General features: G+C 69.9%; 21 protein-coding genes, 1 tRNA gene and 1 pseudogene. 16 read left to right on the plus strand and 7 right to left on the minus strand.

The features are described 5' to 3' along the window. The first annotated feature begins 90 nt into the window (after nucleotides 1–90). The 5 genes and pseudogenes from IEX13_RS06945 (at nucleotide 91) to IEX13_RS06965 (ending at nucleotide 4630) form a co-directional block, all read left to right on the plus strand. On the plus strand, nucleotides 91–717 hold the full coding sequence (locus tag IEX13_RS06945; protein WP_188662496.1) for an L-threonylcarbamoyladenylate synthase: 627 nt from the start codon (nucleotides 91–93) through the stop codon (nucleotides 715–717). A 67-nt stretch (nucleotides 718–784) separates the two neighbouring features. Next, entirely contained in the window at nucleotides 785–1690 is a 906-nt protein-coding gene (locus IEX13_RS06950; RefSeq protein ID WP_188662498.1) for a segregation and condensation protein A, read from the plus strand. A gap of 19 nt (nucleotides 1691–1709) precedes the next feature. Beyond that, nucleotides 1710–2265: pseudogene (gene scpB / locus IEX13_RS06955) on the plus strand (SMC-Scp complex subunit ScpB); the annotation flags it as partial. 100 nt (nucleotides 2266–2365) lie between these two features. Next, nucleotides 2366–3868 carry a 23S rRNA pseudouridine(2605) synthase RluB gene (gene rluB, locus IEX13_RS06960; RefSeq protein ID WP_188662502.1) on the plus strand — a complete coding sequence of 501 codons (1503 nt, stop codon included), beginning with the start codon at nucleotides 2366–2368 and terminating at the stop codon, nucleotides 3866–3868. Nucleotides 3869–3871: 3 nt separating this feature from the next. Then, nucleotides 3872–4630: a class I SAM-dependent methyltransferase gene (locus IEX13_RS06965; protein WP_188662504.1), complete on the plus strand. Its 759-nt coding sequence runs from the start codon at nucleotides 3872–3874 to the stop codon at nucleotides 4628–4630. Nucleotide 4631: 1 nt separating this feature from the next. Here IEX13_RS06965 and IEX13_RS06970 read toward each other — a convergent pair whose 3' ends face one another. From IEX13_RS06970 to IEX13_RS06980, 3 genes are all read right to left on the minus strand, one after another. Then, entirely contained in the window at nucleotides 4632–5432 is an 801-nt protein-coding gene (locus IEX13_RS06970) for an amidohydrolase (RefSeq protein WP_188662506.1), read from the minus strand. Between the two features lie 2 nt (nucleotides 5433–5434). Next, the gene (locus tag IEX13_RS06975) at nucleotides 5435–6583 is read right to left on the minus strand and encodes a pyridoxal phosphate-dependent aminotransferase (protein WP_188662508.1); all 1149 of its coding nucleotides are present in this window, start codon (nucleotides 6581–6583) and stop codon (nucleotides 5435–5437) included. 88 nt (nucleotides 6584–6671) lie between these two features. After that, nucleotides 6672–10313 carry a S8 family serine peptidase gene (locus IEX13_RS06980; RefSeq protein ID WP_188662510.1) on the minus strand — a complete coding sequence of 1214 codons (3642 nt, stop codon included), beginning with the start codon at nucleotides 10311–10313 and terminating at the stop codon, nucleotides 6672–6674. Between the two features lie 187 nt (nucleotides 10314–10500). Here IEX13_RS06980 and ccmA point away from each other — a divergent pair, with 187 nt between their 5' ends. Genes ccmA through metX form a run of 10 tightly spaced genes read left to right on the plus strand, consistent with a single transcriptional unit; the run spans nucleotide 10501 to nucleotide 18228 of the window. Continuing rightward, nucleotides 10501–11154, plus strand: coding sequence for a heme ABC exporter ATP-binding protein CcmA (ccmA, locus tag IEX13_RS06985; protein WP_188662512.1), 654 nt, complete (start codon nucleotides 10501–10503; stop codon nucleotides 11152–11154). Next, a complete protein-coding gene (ccmB, locus tag IEX13_RS06990; protein ID WP_188662514.1) occupies nucleotides 11151–11837 on the plus strand; it encodes a heme exporter protein CcmB in 687 nt (228 codons plus the stop codon). Before ccmA ends, ccmB begins: the two co-directional genes overlap by 4 nt. Before the next feature lie 10 nt (nucleotides 11838–11847). Beyond that, entirely contained in the window at nucleotides 11848–12597 is a 750-nt protein-coding gene (gene ccmC, locus IEX13_RS06995) for a heme ABC transporter permease CcmC (protein WP_188662516.1), read from the plus strand. Beyond that, nucleotides 12594–12752, plus strand: coding sequence for a heme exporter protein CcmD (gene ccmD / locus IEX13_RS07000; RefSeq protein WP_188662518.1), 159 nt, complete (start codon nucleotides 12594–12596; stop codon nucleotides 12750–12752). The genes ccmC and ccmD overlap by 4 nt, the downstream gene beginning before the upstream one ends. Then, complete coding sequence (gene ccmE, locus IEX13_RS07005) at nucleotides 12752–13228, plus strand: cytochrome c maturation protein CcmE (RefSeq protein WP_188663060.1); 477 nt, start codon at nucleotides 12752–12754, stop codon at nucleotides 13226–13228. Before ccmD ends, ccmE begins: the two co-directional genes overlap by 1 nt. Next, nucleotides 13229–15166, plus strand: a complete 1938-nt coding sequence (locus tag IEX13_RS07010; RefSeq protein ID WP_188662520.1) for a heme lyase CcmF/NrfE family subunit — start codon at nucleotides 13229–13231, stop codon at nucleotides 15164–15166. Beyond that, nucleotides 15166–15696 (plus strand): DsbE family thiol:disulfide interchange protein, encoded by a 531-nt coding sequence (locus IEX13_RS07015; protein WP_188663062.1) that lies wholly within the window; start codon nucleotides 15166–15168, stop codon nucleotides 15694–15696. Before IEX13_RS07010 ends, IEX13_RS07015 begins: the two co-directional genes overlap by 1 nt. Further along, entirely contained in the window at nucleotides 15693–16118 is a 426-nt protein-coding gene (locus tag IEX13_RS07020) for a cytochrome c-type biogenesis protein (RefSeq protein ID WP_188662522.1), read from the plus strand. Before IEX13_RS07015 ends, IEX13_RS07020 begins: the two co-directional genes overlap by 4 nt. 2 nt (nucleotides 16119–16120) lie before the next feature. Further along, nucleotides 16121–17119: a tetratricopeptide repeat protein gene (locus IEX13_RS07025; RefSeq protein ID WP_188662523.1), complete on the plus strand. Its 999-nt coding sequence runs from the start codon at nucleotides 16121–16123 to the stop codon at nucleotides 17117–17119. Next, nucleotides 17116–18228, plus strand: a complete 1113-nt coding sequence (metX, locus tag IEX13_RS07030; protein WP_188662526.1) for a homoserine O-acetyltransferase MetX — start codon at nucleotides 17116–17118, stop codon at nucleotides 18226–18228. The genes IEX13_RS07025 and metX overlap by 4 nt, the downstream gene beginning before the upstream one ends. 76 nt (nucleotides 18229–18304) lie before the next feature. On the opposite strand, the gene IEX13_RS07035 is transcribed toward metX, so the two are convergent. From IEX13_RS07035 to IEX13_RS07045, 3 genes are all read right to left on the minus strand, one after another. After that, nucleotides 18305–18390, minus strand: a tRNA-Leu gene (locus IEX13_RS07035). Between the two features lie 36 nt (nucleotides 18391–18426). After that, nucleotides 18427–19005, minus strand: a complete 579-nt coding sequence (locus IEX13_RS07040; protein WP_188662528.1) for a cysteine dioxygenase family protein — start codon at nucleotides 19003–19005, stop codon at nucleotides 18427–18429. A gap of 67 nt (nucleotides 19006–19072) precedes the next feature. Next, entirely contained in the window at nucleotides 19073–19528 is a 456-nt protein-coding gene (locus IEX13_RS07045; RefSeq protein WP_188662530.1) for a hypothetical protein, read from the minus strand. Between the two features lie 111 nt (nucleotides 19529–19639). Here IEX13_RS07045 and IEX13_RS07050 point away from each other — a divergent pair, with 111 nt between their 5' ends. Next, on the plus strand, nucleotides 19640–20959 hold the full coding sequence (locus IEX13_RS07050; RefSeq protein ID WP_188662532.1) for a hypothetical protein: 1320 nt from the start codon (nucleotides 19640–19642) through the stop codon (nucleotides 20957–20959). Here IEX13_RS07050 and IEX13_RS07055 read toward each other — a convergent pair whose 3' ends face one another. Continuing rightward, entirely contained in the window at nucleotides 20960–21619 is a 660-nt protein-coding gene (locus tag IEX13_RS07055) for a response regulator (RefSeq protein WP_188662534.1), read from the minus strand. Nucleotides 21620–21640: the final 21 nt, after the last annotated feature.

Consider the following 21640-nt stretch of genomic DNA (forward strand, 5'->3'; position numbering starts at 1 on the left):
GGGGGAATTGCGCGGACTGTAACCCGGCCCGGGCAGCGCGTGGGGCGAGAAACATTCGCGCAATCGCCCGGTTCCCGGGCACAATCGGGCATGGCAGAACGATTGATGGTGCACCCGGTCAACCCGCAGCAGCGCCTCGTGGACAAGGCGGTGGCCGTGATCCGCGGCGGCGGGCTGGCCCTGGTGCCGACCGATGCCGGCTATTCCCTGGCCTGGGGCCTGGAGGCCCGGGATGCCGAGGAAAGGGTCCAGCGGCTGCGCGAACTGGACAGCCGGCACCCTTTCACCTTACTCTGTCGGCAATTGAGTGAGGCTGGCCGCCTGGCCCGGCTCGACGATCCAGCCTTCAGGCTGCTCAGATCGCTGACCCCGGGGCCATGCACGTTCATCCTGCCAGCCTCCCCGGACCTGCCCAAGCGCATCAAGAACGCCGGCCGCAGCAAGCGCCGCGACATCGGCATCCGCCTGCCCGACCATGGCGTGATCCGGATGGTGCTGGAGTCCGTAGGTGAACCCCTGTTGTCCACCAGCCTGGTGCTGCCGGACGAAGAACATCCGAACAGCCACGAGGCCGAGCAGGTCGCTGAACGTTGGTTGCGTTGGGTCGACGTGATGCTGGATGCCGAGGACTGCGAGCCCGGGCCCACCAGCATCGTCGACTGCACGGGCGATGAGCCCGAAGTCATCCGCCAGGGTTTCCATCCCGTGGCGCTGTAGCACCCGAACACCCGGGCCGGAGGGGCCCCCGCTCGATGAGAGCCCACGAACATTGCATGAGCCGCCGATGAGCGAACCGATCGCGCAGGACGCCGCGCGCGCCCCGCACCCCCAGCAGCAGGAAATGCCGCTGGCCTTGGTGAAGGGCCAGCCGGTGCTGCAGATGCCGCAGGACCTGTACATCCCGCCGGATGCGCTCGAGGTGTTCCTCGAGGCCTTCGAAGGGCCGCTGGACCTGCTGCTTTACCTGATCCGCCGCCAGAACCTGGACATCCTGGACATCCCCGTCGCCGAGATCACCCGGCAGTACGTGGACTACATCGGGGTGATGCAGGACATGCGCTTCGAACTGGCCGCCGAGTACCTGGTGATGGCCGCGATCCTGGCCGAGATCAAGTCGCGCATGCTGCTGCCGCGCCCACCGGCGGAGGAAGGCCACGAAGCCGACCCGCGCGCCGAGCTGGTGCGCCGCCTGCAGGAATACGAACGCTACAAGAAAGCCGCCGAAGACATCGACCAGCTCGATCGGCTCGACCGCGACACCGCCCTGGCCTCGGTGCACGTGCCCGACCGCAGCGCCGTCAAGGCGCCGCCGCCGGTGGACCTGACCGAGATGCTGCTGGCCCTGCGCGACGTCCTCAAGCGCGCCGACCTGTACACCCACCACGCGATCCGCCGCGAGGCGCTAAGCGTGCGCCAGCGCATGGGCGAGGTGCTCAGCCGGCTCTCGGACCGCCAGTTCCACGGCTTCCAGACCCTGTTCACCGTCGAGGAAGGCCGCCTGGGCGTGGTGGTGACCTTCCTTTCCATCCTCGAGCTGGCCAAGGAACAGCTGCTCGAGATCGTGCAGGAAGCGCCGCTGGCGCCCATCTACGTCAAGTCACTGGCCGCCAGCGACGACGACACCGACGTCGAAGCCGCCCTGCCCGACCCGACTTCCGATCACACCGGCGCCGACGCGCCGAACGACTGACCCCGGACCCGCGAGCCCCATGGACCAGACCCTGATCCGACACATCGTCGAGGCCGCCCTGCTGGCGGCCCCGCAACCGCTTACCCTGGCCCAGCTGGCCGGCCTGTTCCCCGAGGACGAGCCCGCGCCCAACGGCAGCCTGCAGCAGGCCCTGGACGAACTGCGCGAGGCCTGCGCCGACCGCGGCGTCGAACTGGTCGAGGTGGCCTCCGGCTTCCGCTTCCAGGTCAAGGCCGATGTTCACCCGTGGGTGGCGCGGCTGTGGACCGAACGCCAGGCCAAATACACCCGCGCCACGCTCGAAACCCTGGCGCTGATCGCCTACCGCCAGCCGATCACCCGCGGCGAGATCGAACAGATCCGCGGCGTGGCGGTCAGCACCAACACCGTCAAGCTGCTCGAGGAACGCGAATGGGTTCGCGTCGTTGGCCACCGCGACGTGCCGGGCAAGCCGGCGCTGTTCGGCACCACCAAGGCCTTCCTGGACTACTTCGGGCTCAAGAGCCTCGACGAGCTGCCGCCGCTGGCGGAGCTCAAGGACATCTCCGAACTCGAGCCCCAGCTGCCTTTCGACATGCCCGCCGGCGTCGCCGCCGCGGCCGTGGCCCAGGACATCGCGGCCACCCCCTCCCCTTCTGAAGAGGCCGGCGAAGACGCCGCGCCGGAGCAATCGTCATGAGCAACACCCCCAAGAAAGTCCTTTCACTCAAGGAAAAGGGCAGCCAGCCCGCCGCCGCCAAGGCCGAAGAGCGCCTGCACAAGGTGCTGGCCCAGGCCGGGCTCGGTTCCCGCCGCGCGCTCGAAGACCGCATCGCCCAGGGCCTGGTCAAGGTCAACGGCGAGGTCGCCCGCACCGGCCAGTCGGTCTGCAGCGGCGACCGCGTCGAACTCGACGGCAAGGTTTTCGTGGCCAGCGCCCTGACCGAACCGGCGCGCGTGCTGCTGTACAACAAGCCCGAAGGCGAAGTGACCACGCGCGACGACCCCGAGGGCCGCCCGACCGTGTTCGAAGCCCTGCCGCGCCTGAAGGGCTCGCGCTGGATCGCGGTCGGCCGCCTGGACATCAACACCACCGGCCTGCTGCTGCTCACCACCGACGGCGAGCTGGCCAATGCGCTGATGCATCCGTCGTCCAACATCCAGCGCGAATACGTCTGCCGCATCCACGGCGAGGTCGCCGAGGACGTTGTGCAGCGCCTGGCCAAGGGCGTCGAACTCGAGGACGGGCTGGCCAAGTTCGATTCGATCGAACGCATCGGCAGCTCCGATTCGCACGCCTGGTTCAACGTGGTGCTCAGCGAAGGCCGCAACCGCGAAGTGCGCCGGCTGTGGGAATCGCAGGGTTTCCAGGTCAGCCGCCTCAAGCGCGTTCGTTATGGCTCGACCCCGCTGCCGCGGCCGCTCAAGCGCGGCCACAGCGAAGAACTGCCGCAGGCGCAGGTGGACAAGCTGCGCGCCCAGTTCAAGCTCGAGGACAAGCCCGCGGTGCTGACGCTGCAGCCGGTCATCGGCCAGCGCAAGTCGCGCCCGACCGAAATCCGCGTCGGCAAGGACCGCAAGCAGACTTCTTACGTCAACGGCTCGATCGACGAAGAGTCGCGCGAGCTGCGCCGCTTCGACAATGTGCGCGAAGAGCCGCGTGGCCGCGGCCGCGGCCGCCCGGGCGGCGGCGCGGGTGCGGGTCCCGGCAAGGGCAAGCGTGGCCCCGGCCGCGGCGGTGCCCGCGACGACAACTTCGGCAACCGCATCGGCGGCCCCGGCCAGGGCCCGGCCGGCGCCAAGCGCGGCAAGCCGCGCGGCCCGCGCGGCGACGCGCAGCCGACCCACCACGGTGGCCACGACGCCAATCCGGCGGCCTTCCGCAGCTGGTACGTGCCCGAAGGCGTGGAAACCGGCTCCAAGGTCGCGCCGCCGCGCAGCGCACGCCCCGGCAAGCCGGCCAGTCCCTACGGCGCCCGCCCTGCCGCGGGCAAACCCGCCGGTGGCCGGCCCGGCGGTGGCCGGCCGGGCGGCGGCGGCCGGCCCGGTGGCAATGCCGGCGCCAGCCCTTACGCTGGGCCCAAGAAACCCGGCGGCCCGCGTCGCCCCGGCGGCGGTGGCGGCGGCGGACAGAAAGCCGGCGGCGGCCCGCGTGGCTTCAAGCCCAAGCGCCCCGAAGGCCTGCCCTCGGACGACTGACCGATGACCGACGTCGAGGCACGCTGCCTGGCCCGGCAGTGGTTCTACCCGTTCCGCCTCGCTTCCGGCCAGGTGGTGCCCACCTACCCGCCGCCCGAAGTGGCGCCGGTGCACACCACGCGCCTGGCGATGTTGAGCGAGGCCGTGCAGTCGCACTTCGGCGACCTGCCGCGTGAAACGCTGGCCGCCATCGACCTGGCCTGCCACGAAGGCTGGTTCGCCCACCAACTGCAGGACCTGGGCTTCGGTCGCGTGCGCGGTTTCGACGCCCGCGCCGACCATGTCGAACACGCGCGCCTGGCGGCCGCCGGCTGCGGCCGCGACCTGCCCTTCGAACAGGCCGACGTGCATGCACTCGACGCCGCCGCCACCGGCCGCGCCGACCTGGTGCTGTGCCTGGGCCTGATCTACCACTTGGAAAACCCGGTCGGCGCCCTGCGCACCGCCCATGCGCTGACCGCCGAGGGCGGCCTGTGCCTGGTCGAAACCCAGGTCGCGCCCAACCTGTCGGGGCCGCTCGATTATGGCCACCACACCTTCGTCAAACCGATGATGGGCAACTTCGCCATCGTCGATGAAACCGAAGAAACCCACGGCCCCGAGACCTCCACCACCGGCATCTGCCTGGTGCCCAGCCTCGAAGCCCTGCTTTGGGTGCTGCGCAAGGTGGGCTTTCGCGACGTGCGCGTGCTGCCGGTGCCGGCGGACGGCTACGAACAGCTGCGCTACGGCAAGCGCGTGATGGTCGCCGCCCGCCGCTGAATCAGTCGAGCAGGCTGAAGCGGTCGGCGTCGAGCTGGGCCGGGAAACGTTCGCGGTGTTCGGCCAGTCGCGCCGCCGACAGCACGGCGGTCGCCACCTGCGGCTGGTCGCCCAGTTCCACCTGCGGCATGCCCAGGAAGTCGTGCACGGCGCTGTCGCCGGCATAGGCGATGCCGTTGCCGTCGCTGCCGACGCGGTTCACCGCCGCCACGCAGGCCAGGTTCTCGATCGCCCTTGCCATCAGCAGGGTGCGCCAGGCGTGCCGGCGCGGCGCCGGCCAGTTGGCCACGAACAGCAGCAGGTCGTAGTCGAAGCGCCCCGGCGCCTCCGCGTCGAAGCGGTTGCGGATGAACACCGGGAAGCGCAGGTCGTAGCAGACCAGCGGGCGCACCCGCCAGCCCTTGAGTTCCACCGTCATCGGCCGGCGGCCGGCGGCGTAACGCTCGTGTTCGCGGGCCATGCGGAACAGGTGGCGCTTGTCGTAATGCTGCAACCCACCCTCGGGCGTGGCCCAGAGCATGCGGTTGTAGACGCCCTCGCCGTCGCGGATCTGCACGCTGCCGGTGACCACCGCATCCAGCGCCCGCGCCTGGTCGCGCAGCCAGGCGACCGTTGGCCCGTCCATGGTTTCGGCGTCCGCCAGCGCTTGATTGCTGAAACCCGAGGTGAAGGTTTCCGGCAGCAGCACCAGGTCGGTCTGGCCCGCCAGCGGCGCCATCATGTCGGCATACAGGCGCCGGTTGCCGGCCGGGTCGTGCCAGAGGGTGTCGCCCTGGACCAGCGAGACACGAAGGTCGTCCATGTTCAGAGCGCCTTGAGCCGTTCGATGGCGGCATCGAGCGTGGCCGCTTCCTTGGCGAAACACAGGCGCGCCAGGCGCTGGCCCTCGGGCGGCCGGGCGTAGAACGGCGACAGCGGGATCGCCGCCACGCCCTTCTCGACGGTCAGCCAGCGGCAGAACTCGGCATCGGACAGGTCGCTCACCGCCGAATAGTCCACCAGCTGGAAATAGCCGCCCGGCACCGGCAGCGGCCGCAGCTTCGTGCCCTGCAGCTGTTCGCGGAAGCGGTCGCGCTTGCTTTCGTAGAACTCACCCAGCTGTTCGTGGTGCGAGGGCTCGTGCTCGATCATCTCGGCGAAGGCGAACTGCGCCGGGGCGAAGGTGCAGAAGGTGTTGTACTGGTGCACCTTGCGGAACTCGGCGGTCAGCGCCGGCGGCGCCACCGCGTAACCCACCTTCCAGCCGGTGCAGTGGTAGGTCTTGCCGAAGCTCGACACCACGAAGGCGCGTTCGGCCAGTTCGGGATGGCGCAGCACGCTTTCGTGGCGGGCGCCGTCGAAGACGATGTGTTCGTACACTTCGTCCGACAGCAGCACGATGGACGTGTCGCGCAGCAGGCTGGCCAGCTCGCGCATGTCGCCTTCGGTCAGCATCGCGCCCGAGGGGTTGTGCGGGCTGTTGATCATCAGCATGCGCGTGCGCGGGGAGATCGCTTCGCGCACCCGCTGCCAGTCCACGGTGAAGTCCTGCGGGTCCAGCGGCACGTGCACCGCGACGCCGCCGGCCAGGTCGATCGCCGGCTCGTAGCAGTCGTAACACGGGTCCAGCACCACCACTTCCTCGCCCGGCCGAACCACCGCCAGTACCGCGTCGAAGATCGCCTCGCTGGCGCCGCTGGTGACGGTGATTTCGGCGTCGGGGTCGACCTCGCGGCCATAACAGCGCGCCGTCTTGGCGGCGATGGCCTGGCGCAGGGCCGGCACGCCGTGCATCGGCGCGTACTGGTTGCGACCTTCGGCCATGGCACGCGACAGCGCGTCCACCAGACGCTGCGGCACGGCGAAGTCCGGAAAGCCCTGCCCCAGGTTCACCGCCTTGTGCTCCAGCGCCAGCTGGGACATGACCGTGAAGATGGTGGTGCCGACCTTGGGCAGCTTGGTTTCCAGTCGCATTTTTGCTTCCAGTTCGGGGGACGGGACGATCATACGAAAGAAGCGGCCCGAAGGCCGCTTCCCGGGGTTCCGGCCTGGCGGCCGTGGATCAGGGCGCGCAGCCCTGGGTATCACCCAGCGTCACCACCGCATCATTGACGTTCCAGCCGCCCGACACGCCGTTGCCGAAGGTGGCGGCCACGTTGATGCCGGTCAGGGCATTGCCGGTGAACTGCCGGCTGAGCGTGCCGACCGGCGAACGCACCGGCGCCGAATGGGCACCCAGCGGCGCGAAGCCCTGCAGCTGGTCGAGCTGGATCGCGCCGGCGCCGGCGTTGAAGGCGCCGCCACGTTCGGCCGCCAGGAAGCGCGGCACGCCGATGTCGTCGTAGATGAACGCGGCGAAGAACTCGTAGTTGGTCGCCAGCTGCACGCTGTAGCCGCTGCCCGCGCGCGCCGGGTCGAACCAGTTGCCGCTGGCGTCCACCGGCTGCCCGCTGATCGCCGGACAGCCCGTGAGGAAGGCGTCCATCGATTCGACGCCGGTGAAACCGTCGAGGTTGTAGGCGAAGCTGAACTGGCTGTCGGTCGTGGCCGTCATGACCGCTTCGCCCACTTCCACCAGGTGGTTGGCCGAACCGTTCCAGGACGCGCGGTAGATCGGCGTGGTCCAGCTGCCGTTGGCACCCGGCTGCGGCGCCTGCATGTAGTACCAGGTCGGCGTGCCGTCCTGGAAGTAGGTGTACCAGAGCACCGCCTGCTCGGCGCCGGCCGGGTACATGAAGATGCCGTGGCCACCGCGGGACGGCGCGTAATACGAGCCGCCCTTGACCTTGAGCGTGCCGGTGCTGGTGTTGATGGTGGCGCTGACGTCCACCGACGTGGCGCTGCCGCCGGTGTTGACCGGGGTCACGTACCAGCGACCCGGCTGCAGGGTGGCGCCGGTGACCGTGATGGTCTGGTTGGCGCCGGCGCCGGTGGCGGACAGCACCCCGGCGGCGCCGCGCGCCGGTGCCGGCGCGATGACCGGACCGGTCGGATTCTGCACGTGGGCGGCGTACAGCGACACCGAACCGCTGCCCTGGGTCTGGAAGCTCACCGACGTGGCATTGGCCGGCACGTCGAAGACCAGGGTTTCATGCGCGGCGCCCGCGGCCAGCAGCACCTCGCGCGCCTGCCCGGAGGACAGGGCGAAGGGCGACGGCGTGTTGCCTGTACGCTTGATGCGCACCGGGACTTCCAGGATCGTCGCACCCGGTTCGTTCTGGATGGCGATCAGGCCGACGCGCTCCTGGCCCTGGCCCATGCCCGGGTCGTCGTAGCCCACGCGCACCGTGAACGGCTGGTTGACGTCGGTATTGCCCGGACCGGTCGCCACCAGCTGCTCACCCGAACCGGGCGAGGTGGGCACGACGGCCCGGCTGATGCTCACGTCCTGCCCGGGGCCGTCCCAGTTCTGGACCATGAACCAGAAGGTCTGCGGGTTGCCCACGCCGTTGACGTCGAAGCTGCACAGTTCATTGGACGTCGAGGTCGTCGAGCTGCAAAGCACCTCGCTTTCGTCCGGCAGGCCGTTGGCGTTGGCGTCGCGGCCCACGAACAGGTCGATGTCCGGATCCGCCGCCTCGGTCGAGACGCGGATGCGGAAGGATTCGCCGGAACCGGCCGGCACCTGGAAGGTCTCGCTGTAGTTCTGCGAGACGTCGTCGAACGCTTCGTCCCGGGTCGGGTCGACGGGAATGTCGCGCACCTGCACGCTGGCTTCGCCCAGCTCGGTGGCGACAAAACGCGCGTCCGGAAGCGCCAGCAGCGAATGCATGTCGACGTCCACGAAGCCACGCTCGTGGTCGGTCTCGATGCGGATCTCGGCCGGCACGCCCGATTCGTCCGACAGCGGCGTGAAATACACGGCCAGCGGCAGCCGCAGGTCGGGGCGGCCATTGCCGCTGGTATTGACCAGCACGACCTCGCCATAGAGCCACTGGTCGACCAGCGAGGCATCCTGGGCCGTGATGGTGAAGTCCACCGAGGTGCCGCCCGTGCTGGCGGAGAAGCTGGTCACGCTGGGCGTGATGGTGGCGCCGCTCGCCAGGCTGGCCTGCACGCTGTAGGTGGTGCCGGCGGCGCCCGGCATCGCCTTGAAACTGCGCGTCAGGGTGCAGGTCTGGAAGCAGGCGGCGTGCGCCATGGTCGGCAGGTTCAGGTTCTCGGCGCCGCCGGTGAACACGTTTGAACGTGCGGCGCGGAAGGCGCCGGCGGGCACCTCGAGGTACAGGCCGGCCCGCGCCGCCTTGGCCACGTCGACCATGCCCGAACCCTGTTCATGCGGCGTGGCCGGCGGCAACGGTTTCGCACGTCGCACCGACGGGCGCGCGGTGAGGTGCAGGGCCGACATCACCTGGTCGGCATTGAGCGCGAGGTTGGTGGACTTGACCAGCGCGGCGGCGCCGGCGACGTGCGGCGTCGCCATCGAGGTGCCGCTCATCTGGGCGATCGAGGTCGTACCTGTATGGCCCGCCGAAATAATGGAAACGCCGGGCGCGGTGATGTCGGGCTTGACCACGCTCAAGGGCACCACCGGGCCGCGGCCGCTGAACGAGGCCAGCAGGTCGGCGTTGTCGGCACCGTTGCGGTCGTGCGTGGCGGCGGCCACGCCGAAGGTCCACGGCGAAGCGCTGGGGCTGCCGACGGTGCCGGCTTCCGGGCCGTCGTTGCCCGCGGCCACGGCGCCGATGATGCCGGCCTCGCGCACGGCGAGGAAGGCCTCGGCGGCATGGTAGTAGGGAACTTCGAAGAAGTAGTAGGGATCGAGGGGGTCGCTGCCGAGCGAATAGTTGATGACGTCCACGCCGTCGGCAACCGCCTGGTCGATGGCCCGGATGGTGGCGCTGGTGGGGCAGCCGTCCTCGCAGGCGCGGTAGACGATCAGGTTGGCGCGCGGGGCGACACCGGTGAAGTCGGCGGCGCCGAACGGGTTGCCCACCGCGGTGGCCGCGACGTGGGTGCCGTGGCCGCCGGTGTCGACGGGGTCGGCGTTGCCATCGTTGCTGACCGTGAAGTCGTAGAGGCCGATCAGCTTGTTGTTGCAGGCCGACGGGTTGCTGACGCAGTAGCCGCGGAAGCCACCCAGGGGATTGGTGTGGCCGGCGCCGCTGAAGGCGACGTGGTTGCGGTTGATGCCCGAGTCGATGACGCCCACCACCACGCCTTCGCCGCGGCGCGCGGTGCCGGTGACGGCGCCGCTCCAGATCTCGTCGGCATTGATCCACTCCGGCCCGTTGGAGGTGTTGAGCGGAATGATGTAGTCACGGGTGACGCTGGCCACGCCGGGCTGGCCGCGCAGCATATGCGCCTCCGCGTCCGTCAGCTTCAGGGCGACGCCGTTGGTGGCGTGCGAATAGGTGTAGACAGGCGCCAGCTGGCGGCCCAGGCGCGCCGAAAAATCGGACAGGCGCAGGTCGCGCAGGTCGCCCAGGTAGTCCACGTAGTCGCGGGCGGCGGCGCTGCGCGAGTCGTACTTGGTCGCGCCCGTGGCCGCAGGGCTGGTGGCGGCAAGCTTCGGCCGCTGGTTGTCGCCGGGCTTGAAGCCGCGGAAGCTGGCCGCGGGGGCTTCCTCGAACACCACGATCCAGGTGTCCTGGACGCCAGCCTGGGCCTTCGCGGGTGCGGTCGAACGCGCACCGGCGTCCTGGGTGGCCAGGGGAAGGCCGAGGCCCAGGGCGATGGCAAGCATGAGGGGGCTGGCGCGCATGGAAACATCCTGCAAGTGAACGAACGTCCGATTGTCCCGCACGAGCGCCCCAATATCAAAAGGAGACACGGACAGTGTTTTTCACCTGCCTGAACCGGCCTTTGCGCCGGGGCAGGCATGCCCGGGCCGGAGGGGCTTGATCCCCGTCATGGCGCGGCCCCGGACGAGCCGGTAGCATGCCGCCGCGATGACTCCTTCCCCGGCCGCCGACGTCCCGCTGCTGCAAGCCCGCGGGCTGTGTTTCGCGCGCAACGACGAACCCGTGTTCGGTCCGCTCGACTTCGTGCTGCCGGCCGGCGAGGCCCTGCTGGTGCTCGGCGGCAACGGCGCCGGCAAGACCACCCTGCTGCGGGTGCTGGCCGGCCTGCTGCCCGCCGACGCCGGCGAAGTGCGCCTGGCCGGCAACATCGTCGACCGCGACCACCTCGCCCGCGGCAGCGCCTACCTGGGCCACCTGCCGGGCCACAAGGCCGAACTGGCGACGCTGGAGAACCTGGAGTTCGCCCGTGCGCTCGCCGGCGCACCGACCGGCCTGGACCTGGAACAGGCCCTGGCCGACGTAGGCCTGGCGGGTTACGAGGACAGCCCGGCGCGCCGGCTTTCGGCCGGCCAGAACAAGCGCCTGGGCCTGGCACGGCTGCGCCTGCAGTCGGCGCCGCTGTGGCTGCTCGACGAGCCCTATGCCAACCTCGACCTCGACGGCATCGCCCTGGTGAACCGCCTGATCCAGGCGCACCTGGGTACAGGCGGCGCGGTGCTGCTCACCACCCACGGCGCCTATGCCGCGCCGCCGGTGCCGGTGCGCACGCTTGAACTCGCCCCGTCGCGGAGACCGGCGTGAGCCCGGTGCCGTCCCTGCTGGCGGTGGCCCGCGCCCAGGCCCGGCGCGACCTGCGCCTGGTCTGGCGCCGGCGCGGCGATGCGGCGCAGCCGATGCTGTTCGCTGTGATGGTGGTGGCGCTGTTCCCGCTGGCGCTGGGCGCCGATCCGCAGCAGCTGGCGCGCATCGCACCGGGCGTGCTGTGGGTGGCGGTGCTGCTGGCGGGTCTGCTGGCGCTCGATTCGCTTTACCGTGGCGACCTCGAGGACGGCAGCCTTGAACAGATGCTGCTGGCGCCGGTGCCGCTGGCCTGGCTGATCGCCGTGCGCGTGGCCGTGCACTGGGTCACCACCGCCCTGCCCCTGGTGCTGCTGACGCCGGTGCTGGCGCAACTGCTGTACCTGCCCGAGGAACTCCTGCCGGTGCTGCTGGTCTCGCTGTTGCTGGGCACGCCGCTGCTGAGCCTGCTGGGCGCGGTGGTGGCGGCGTTGACGGTCGGGATTAGGCGCTCTGGTATGCTTCTGGCCCTGCTGGCGCTGCCTCTTTTCCTGCCCGTGCTGGTGTTCGGGGCAGGCAGCGTGATGGCCGCCGCGCAGGGCCTGCCCTGGGTCGGCGCCCTGCTGCTGATGGCCGCCGGCCTGGTCCTTGCCATCGTGCTTGCCCCGCTCGTCGCCGCTGCGGCGATCCGTATCGCCCTGACCTGAAAACGCCGCCGTGAATCCCGTCCTGCTCTGGTTCCACCAACTCGGTTCGCCCCCGACCTTCGACCGCTTCGCCGCGCGCTGGACGCCCTGGGGGTTCGGCCTGGGACTGGTCGGCATGGCCATCGGCCTCTACGGCGCGCTGCTGGTGGTGCCGGCCGATTACCAGCAAGGCGACAGTTTCCGCATCCTCTACATCCACGTGCCGGCGGCCTGGATGAGTCTGTTCGTTTATGGGCTGATGGCTTTCTACGCCGCGATCGCGCTGATCTGGCGCATCAAGCTGGCCGAGATCCTGGCCATGGCCTGCGCGCCGGTGGGCGCGCTGTTCACCGCCGTTACCCTGGCCACCGGTTCGATCTGGGGCAAGCCGATGTGGGGCACCTGGTGGGACTGGGACCCGCGCCTGACCTCCGAACTGGTGCTGCTTTTCATGTACCTGGGCGTGATCGGCCTGTATTCGGCCATCGAAGACCGCCGCGCGGCCGCGCGCGCCGCCAGTTTCCTGGCCATCGTCGGCGTGGCCCTGCTGCCGGTCATCCGTTATTCGGTGGAGTGGTGGAACTCGCTGCACCAGGGCGCCACCATCAAGCTGTTTGGTGAATCGACCATGGATGCCTCGATGGCCTGGCCGCTGTGGGTGATGGTGTTCGCCACCAAGTTCTGGTTCGTCGGGTCGCTGCTGCAGCGTGCGCGCGCCGACAACCTCGAGCGCGAGGCCGGCAAGGACTGGGCACGCGCCAGCGTGGAGAAGTCGCCGTGAGCTACCTCGAATACGTGGTCGGCGCCTACGCCGTCTTCGCCCTCTACCTGGCCTGGGATTTCGTGGTGCCGCGCTGGCGCATCCAGCGTACCCGCCGCGCCATCGCCATGCGCGCCCGCCGCGAATCGGCCCGCCAAGGAAACAACACCCCATGATGCATCCCACCCGCAAGCGCCGCCTCTGGCTGGTCCTGGGCCTGGTCGCCGCCTCGGCGGTCGCCGCCGGCCTGGTCACCCTGGCCCTGCGCGAGAACATCACCTACCTGTACACGCCCAGCCAGGTGTATGCCGGCGAAGCCGCCGACCAGGCCGTGTTCCGGTTGGGCGGCATGGTCGCCAAGGACAGTCTCCGGCGCGAGGAAGGCACGCTCAGGGTCAGCTTCGGCGTCACCGACGGCGACGCGGTGATGACCGCGCGCTTCGAGGGCATCCTTCCCGACCTGTTCCGCGAAAACCAGGCGGTCATCGCCACTGGTCGCCGGGTCGGCGACGAATTCCATGCCACCCAGGTGCTGGCCAAGCACGACGAACAGTACATGCCGCGCGAAGTCGCCGAAGCCATGGGCAAGGCCCACGAAAAGCACAAGGTCGACGACAAGAAGGCCGACGACGCCGCGCCGGGAGGCTACTAGGTGCTGCCCGAACTTGGCCTGGTCAGCCTGGCGCTGGCGCTGATGCTGTCGCTGGCGCTGTCGGTGGTGCCGCTGCTGGGTGCCCACCGCGGCCATGCGGCCTGGATGGCCACGGCGCGTCCGCTGGCCTACGCGCTGCTGGCGGCGGTGGCCGTTTCCTACGCCCTGCTGACCTGGGCCTTCCTGGTGCACGACTTCTCGGTGGCCTACGTGGCCCAGAACTCGAACTCGCTGCTTCCGCGCATCTACCAATACACGGCGGTGTGGAGCGCACACGAAGGCTCGCTGCTGCTGTGGCTGCTGTTCCTGGTGTTCTGGACCGCCCTGGTCGCGCGTTTTTCGCGCCGCCTGCCGGCCCCGGTGGTGGCGCGCGTGCTGGCGGTGATGGGCATGGTGGCGCTGGGTTTCCTTGCCTTCACCCTGTTCACGTCCAATCCGTTCGAACGCCTGCTGCCGGGCGCCGTGGAAGGCCGCGACATGAACCCGCTGCTGCAGGACCCGGGCATGATCTTCCACCCGCCCCTGCTGTACATGGGCTACGTCGGCTTCGCGGTGGCGTTCGCCTTCGCGGTGGCCGCGCTGATCGACGGCAAGGTGGATGCGCAGTGGGTGCGCTGGAGCCGGCCCTGGACCAACGTCGCCTGGGCCTTCCTGACCCTGGGCATCGCGCTGGGCAGCTTCTGGGCCTATTACGAACTGGGCTGGGGTGGCTGGTGGTTCTGGGACCCGGTCGAAAACGCCAGCTTCATGCCCTGGCTGGTTGGCGCCGCGCTGCTGCACTCGCAGGCGGTCACCGAAAAACGCGGCAGCTTCCGCGGCTGGACCCTGCTGCTGGCGATCGCGGCGTTTTCGCTGTCGCTGCTGGGCACCTTCCTGGTGCGCTCGGGCGTGCTGACCAGCGTGCATGCCTTCGCCTCGGACCCGGAGCGCGGCATGTTCATCCTGGCCTTCCTGGTCATCGTGATCGGCGGTTCGCTGCTGCTTTATGCGCTGCGTGCGCCGAAACTCGAGACCGGCAAACCCTTCGCCGCGTCCTCGCGCGAAACCTTCCTGCTGGCCAACAACCTGCTGCTGACCGCGGCCGCGGCGATGATCCTGCTCGGCACGCTGTATCCGCTGCTGGCCGAGGCGCTGGACCTGGGCAAGATTTCGGTGGGTCCGCCCTACTTCGGCCTGCTGTTCATCCTGCTGATGGCGCCGCTCGTGGCGCTGGTGCCCTTCGGCCCGCTGATGCGCTGGCAGCGCGAAGACCTTTCGCAGCCGGTGCGCTGGCTGGCGCCGTGGGCGGTGCTGGCGGTGGTGGTTGGCGTCGTCGTGTTTTTCACCTGGCCCTACGGCACCACCAAAACCGCCGTCGGCCTGCTCGGCGCGGTCTGGATCCTTGCCGGCACGGCGCGCTTCGTCTGGCAACGCCTGCGTTCGACCAGCAAGGGCGCACGCTTCACCGCCGAAATGACCGGCATGCTGCTGGCGCACGCCGGCATCGGCATCTTCGTGGCCGGCGTCTTCATCACCGAATCGACCAGCATCGAACGTGACGTCGCCGCGCGACCGGGCCAGGTGTTCGAACTGCGCGGCTACGACTTTGCTTTCGAAGGCGTGGAAAAGCACCAGGGCCCGAACTACCTCGCCGACCGCGGCACCGTGGTGGTGTCGCGCGATGGCCGCGAGATCGCGGTCATGCACCCGGAAAAGCGCGCCTACGCCGCCGGCGGCCAGGTGATGACCGAAGCCGCGCTGCACGGCGGCCTGCACCGCGACCTGTACGTCGCGCTGGGCGAACCGTTGGACCAGAGCGGCGGCTGGGCACTGCGCCTTTACGTCAAACCCTGGATCCGGCTGATCTGGCTGGGTTCGCTGTTCATGGCCGCCGGTGGTTTCGTGGTGGTCCTGGACCGCCGCTTCCGCCGCCCCGCCACGCCAGGAGCGCCCGCATGATGAACCGACTGCTGCCGCTGCTGGCCTTCGCCGCGCTGGCCCTGCTGCTGGGCGTGGGCGTGATGATGAACTCGGGCAAGGACACCAGCGCGATCCCCTCGCCGCTGATCGGCAAGATGGCGCCCGATTTCGCGCTGCCGGTGCTCGACGAACCCGAACGGATCATCACCCGCGACGACCTGCTGGGCGAACCCTACCTGCTAAACGTCTGGGGCAGCTGGTGCCCGGCCTGCCGCGACGAACACCCGGTGATCACCGACCTGGCCGAATCCGGCCGCCTGCGCGTGATCGGCTACGACTACAAGGACGAATCCGACGACGCGCGCCGCTGGCTGCAGCAGTTCGGCAATCCCTACGCCCTGGTGATCGCCGACGTCGAAGGCCGCGCCGCCCTCGACTGGGGCATCTACGGCGCGCCCGAATCCTTCCTGGTCGATGCCGAAGGCTTCATCCGCTGGAAGTTCGTCGGACCGCTGACGCCCGAGGTGGTGCAGGCACAGCTGCTGCCCGTGCTGGAGTCGCTGGAATGAGGGCCTGGCTGCTCGGCCTGCTGCTGGTGCTTTCGCTGGGCGCCGCCGCCTTCGAGCCCATCGAGTTCCGCGACGCCGCCGAAGAGGCCCGCTTCCGCGACCTGTCGGCCGAGCTGCGCTGCGTGATGTGCCAGAACCAGTCGCTGGCCGACTCCAATGCCCAGATCGCCCAGGACCTGCGCCTGCAGGTGCTGGAACTGATGCGCGAAGGCAAGTCCGACGACGAGATCAAGGATTATCTTGTCGCGCGGTACAGCGAATTCGTGCTCTACGATCCCCCGGTGCGCCCGGCCACCTGGCTGCTGTGGTTCGGCCCCGCCGCGCTGCTGCTGGGCGGCGCCGTCGTGGTGGTCGTGGTGGTGAAGCGCCGCTCGCGCCAGGCCCCCGCGGAAACGAGCCCCGACGACGGGCAGGAGTGGTGACGATGACGGTTTTCGTGCTGGCCTCCCTGGCCGTCGTGCTGGTGCTGGTGGCCTTCGCGCTGCGTCCGCTCTGGACCGGTGCCCGCCGCAGCGCGCTGGCCCTGGCCCTGGCCCTGGGCGTGGGCACCGCCGGGCTCTACGCCCTGCTGGGCTCGCCCGATGCGCTCGACCCGGCCCAGGTCAAGGCCCCGGAGACGCTCGAAGAAGCCATCGTGCAGCTCGAACGCCGCCTGGCCGACGAACCGGGCAGCGTCGAAGGCTGGGTGCTGCTGGGCCGCAGCCATGCCGCCCGGGGCAACTGGCCCGGTGCGGCCGACGCCTTCGGCAAGGCCCAGGCCCTGCTGCCCGAAGAACCCGACCTGATGGTCGAACTGGCCGATGCCCGCATGCGCGCCGCGCCCGACGGCCGCTTCCCGGCCGACGCCGTGGCCTTGCTTGAACGCGCCGTGCAGCTGCGCCCGGACCACCAGCGCGCGCTGTTCTACCTGGGCGCCCAGCAGCTGCAGGCCGGCCGCCCCGCCGACGCCGCCGCCACCTGGGGCAGCCTGCTGCCGCTGGTCGACGCCAACACCGCAAAGGCCCTGCGCCCGCAGCTGGACACGGCGCGCGAACAGGCCGGCCTGCCGCCGCTGGAACCGGCGCCGGAAGCCGCGGCCGGGCCCGGCCTGGCGGTCACGGTGGCGCTTGATCCGGCCCTGGCCGGGCAACTGCCGCCGAACGCCACCCTGTACGTGTTCGCGCGCACGCTCGAAGGCGGCCTGCCGGTGGCGGTCAAGCGCCTGCCGGCCGAGGGTTTTCCGGTCACGGTGTCGCTGTCGGATGCCGACGGCCTGATGCCGGCGCAAAAACTCTCCGGCCAGGACCGCGTGTTGCTGATGGCGCGGGTCTCGCGCTCCGGCGACGCTGGCGCCAGCCCCGGCGACCTGGAAGCCGAAGCCCTGGAACTGGACGTGGCCGACGGAGCCAATGCGACGCTGGTGATTGCTAAAGTGGTGCAATGAGCGAATCGATCCCGCCGTCCACCCGTTTCGTCGAACTACCCGGCCCCTTCCCCTTCAAGCGCGGCGGCGCGCTTGAAGGCGCGATGCTGGCCTACGAAACCTGGGGCGAACTCTCCCCCGCCCGCGACAACGCCATCCTGATCCTGCCGGGGCTGTCGCCCAACGCCCACGCCGCGGCGAACGCGGGCAACCCGGAGCCGGGCTGGTGGGAAGCCATGCTGGGCCCGGGCAAGCCGATCGACACGGACCGCTGGTTCGTCGTTTGCGTCAACCCGCTGGGCAGCTGCAAGGGCAGCACCGGCGCGGCCTCGGTCAACCCCGGCACCGGCCAGCCCTACCGGTTGGATTTCCCGGACCTGTCGATCGAGGACGGCGCGCGCGCCGCCCGCCACCTGCTGCAGGCGCTGGGCATCGACTGCCTGGCCAGCGTCATCGGCAACTCCATGGGCGGCATGAGCGCGCTGGCGCTGCTGCTGCAATTCCCCGGCATCGCGCGTTCACACGTCAATGTGTCCGGCAGCGCCCGCGCCCTGCCCTTCTCGATCGCCATCCGTTCGTTGCAGCGCGAAGCCATCCGCCTGGACCCGAACTGGAACCAGGGCCACTACGACGACCACGCCTACCCCGAAAACGGCATGCGCATCGCCCGCAAGCTGGGCGTGGTGACCTACCGGTCGGCGATGGAATGGGACGGCCGCTTCGGCCGCGTGCGCCTGGACAGCGAATGCCGGGAAGACGACCCCTTCGGCCTGGAATTCGAGGTCGAACGTTACCTCGAGGGCCACGCGCGCCGCTTCGTGCGCACCTTCGACCCGAACTGCTACCTGTACCTGAGCCGCTCGATGGACTGGTTCGACGCGGCCGAATACGGCGGCGGCGACGTCATGAAGGCGCTGGCGGGTATCCGCCTGGAACGTGCGCTGGCGATCGGCGTGCACACCGACATCCTGTTCCCGCTGCAGCAGCAGGAGCAGGTCGCCGACGGCCTGCGCGCCGGCGGCGCTGATTCCGAATTCATGGCCCTGGAATCCCCGCAGGGCCACGACGCCTTCCTGGTCGACATCGAGCGCTTCGGGCCCGCGATCGGCGGGTTCCTCGGTAAGCTCTAGAAAAGAAAAAAGGCGTGGATGGCTCCACGCCTTCGGTCTGATCGGCGCCGGACCTTGCTGCGCCTGCGCCCGCTCTTGGTACCGGTGATAGGACTCGAACCTACACGCCATCGCTGGCAAGGGATTTTGAGTCCCCCGCGTCTACCATTCCGCCACACCGGCACGTGGGCGGCGCGATTATAGCCCAGCGACGCCGGCCTAGGCCGCTTCGTCCAGGCCCAGCTGGCGCGGCGCCTTGCGGTACCAGCCATCGGCTTCGGGCTGGAACATCGAACAGCAGGTCAGGGCCTGCTTGTAGATGTGCAGCGAAATCGCCACCGCGTCGGCGCTGGGATTGCGGATGGCGTGGTACTCGTGCGGCGGGATCAGGCTGCCGGCCGAACCGACGCCGGCGATCTGGGTCCCCACGGCTTCGAAAAGCACGCGGTCGCCGTCCTGTTCGCGCAGGGCGTACTGGGTGATCTCCAGCTGGCCCTGCCAGACGCCTTCGACGCACCAGACGCCGGAGTGGTCGTGCACGGGCGTGCCCTGGCCCGGGCCCCAGGTCATGGCGACGACGCTGTAGCCGGACTTTTCGCAGCGGTAGAGCTCGCGGCGGGCGTAGTGGTCGGTCACCGGCTCGTGCACGCAGGCCGGCAGCGTCACCGCGCGGGTGCGGATCAGCTCGGCCAGGCCATTGCGGATGCAGTCGGTGGTCTGGTGCTGGCAGTCGCTGGACACCGCGCGGTCGATCATCGCGAGCAGTTGGTCGCAGCCGGGAAAGTCGAGGGCCTGCATGGCGGCACCGGGTGATGTGGACGTGAAGCCAGTTTAACAGCGCCCGCCCGGAGGGGTTTGCGCCCGGTCAAACGGCCGCCGGCCGGGGCCAGGGCCACCAGCCGCGGCCGGTCAGGGCATACCGGTCGGCGGCCTGTTCGAAGCGGTTTTTGTGGCTGATGCCGCCGCAGGCCAGGTAAATCGGCAGGAACAGCGGCCCCAGCACCATCGCCTGGTAGACGTGGGCGCGTTCATGGTCGCCCAGGCGCACCCGCGGCCCGGCCTGGCCGGTCGCCACCGCCGCGTAGGTGCGAACCGTCGTTTCCAGGCTCGGGCCCGTATGCAGCACCACGTTGCCCAGGGCCAGGGCCCCGCCCGGGCCCCAGGGAAACCGTTCGAACACCAGCGCACCGTCGGAAACCCGCGGCTTCGCGCCGAACGGCAACGCCAGCAGGCCGGCGACCATCGCCGCCAGGCTCATCGGGCTGGCCCAGGCCGCGCCAAGCAGCCAGGCCAGGCTGCGTCCCAGCCGTGAAAACCACATGCCTCGCACTCCCTCGCGGGCCACGCGCCCGGCGGCGGGATGCTAGCACTGTCACCTTGTCGGCCCGCAGGGCGTCTGACAGGCTAAGCGCTCCTTTTTACTGCCCTGGCCATGTCCACACCCGAATCCGATCCCGGCACCCGGCTCACCCTGCCCCGCCGCACCACGCCGACCTGGGAAGTCGAGCTGCTGCTGTCGGGCGCCACGGTGTTCGCGCTGGTGCAGCTGGCGACCTGGCTGCCGGGCTGGGCCAGCCATGTCTCGCCGCGCCTGTCCGACTTCTGGCGGCAAGTCGCCGACGTGTCGCTGGTGTACCTGATGTGCGGCGTCGTCGTGCTTACGGTCGCCTTCGTGCTGCACCTGCTGCTGCGTGCCTACTGGGTTGCGCTGGTCGGCATGGATTCGGTGTTCCCGGGCGGGCTGAAAACGGAAAAGATGCGCGACGGCCCCGTCATCCGCGACTGGACCATGGCCCGCTGGAAGCCCATGCCGGTCCAGATCGAGCAGGCCGACAACCAGGCCACCATCGTGTTCGGCCTGGGCATCGGCCTGGCCCGGATGATGGTGACGATCACGGTGCTGGGCTCGCTGCTGATGCTGGGGGTGCTGGTCGTGGCCGCCATCACCGGCACCGCCGAACACGCCGGCAGGTGGGTCTCGGGCACCTTGCTCCTGCTGCTGGTGCCCTGGCTGCTGGTCATGGGGGTCGACCGGCGCTTCGGCGACCGCCTGCCACGGGGCCACTGGCTGCGCCGGGGCATGGAGGCGGTCCTGGCGGTCTATTCGTGGGCCGGGGTCGGCCGGGAGTCGTCCACGCTGGTGACGCTCTACACCACCAGCGTTGGCGACCGTCGCGGCAACTGGATCGTCGGCGGCCTGATAGCCGCCGCGACCCTTGCCAGCATCACGGCCGTGGCGGTCCTGAAGGACGACCTGGGCTGGGGGCAGTACGGCCGCTTCCCCCTGCTCGAAGCCAACCAGGCCAACAGCGTTCGCCACGTGCACTACGCCAACCAGCACGAGCCCGCGCAGTCCCCACGCCTGCCGTACATCCCGGACCTGCAGGCGCAGGGGGGCTACCTGCCGCTGGTGGTGCCCTTCGTTCCCCAACTGCACCAGCAAATGCTCGACGCCTGTCCGGAGCCCATGGACCTGCCGCCTGGCTTCGCCGGCCGGCAGCAGCGCAGCCAGGCCACGCTGGCCTGCATCGCCGAAGGTTTCGCGGTGACGCTTGACGGCCAGCCGCTGGCGCAGGCGCCCGAGCTCTACAGCGACGCCACGCGCGACCTGCGCGGGCTGGTCTACATGATCCCGCTGGCCGGCCAGTCGCGTGGCCGGCACGAGCTGGTGGTGGCGCTGCAGCCGCAGCCCGAGTCCAAGCCGGGCAACGACGACTCGCCGCCGATCTGGCGTATCCCCTACTGGTACTGATCAGGCTTCGCGGGCGGGATCGGCCAGCGACAGGCTGCCCAGCAGCACGCCGGCCTGGGTGCGGTTGCGCACGCCGAGTTTTTCGAAGATGGCGCTCATGTGCGCTTTCACCGTGCGTTCCTGGATACCCAGCTCGTCGGCGATCTGCTTGTTGAGGCGGCCTTCGGCGACGCGCGTGAGCACCTTGAACTGCTGAGGGCTGAGCGTCGCGAGTTTGGCGGCGGTTTCGCGGTCGCCCGGTTCCGGTGGCGCGTTGGCCACCGCCTCGCGCAGTGCCGGCGGCAGCCACTGTTCGCAGTCGAGCACCGCGCGCAGGCCCGCCTGCAGCTCGGCCAGGTCGGCACGTTTGGTCAGGTAACCAGCGGCGCCGTAGGCCAGCGCCCGACGGATGGTCGCCGGGTCTTCATGCGCCGAGATCATCGCTACGGCCACGCCGGGGTGTTCGGCGCGCAGCGAGGCCAGGCCGACCAGCCCGTGGCTGCCGGGCATGTGCAGGTCCAGCAGCACCAGGTCGATGTCGGGGAACGCGGCGAGCGCGGCCTGCACGCCCGGCAGATCCTCGGCTTCGTGGATTTGCGCATCCGGCAGCACGCCGCGCACCGCCTGGGTCAGGGCCAGTCGGTAGAGCGGATGGTCGTCGGCGATCAGCAGGCGGGTCACGCGTCGATTCTATCCCCGGTG

The sequence above is a fragment of the Arenimonas soli genome (assembly GCF_014643775.1).
GTDB lineage: Bacteria > Pseudomonadota > Gammaproteobacteria > Xanthomonadales > Xanthomonadaceae > Arenimonas > Arenimonas soli.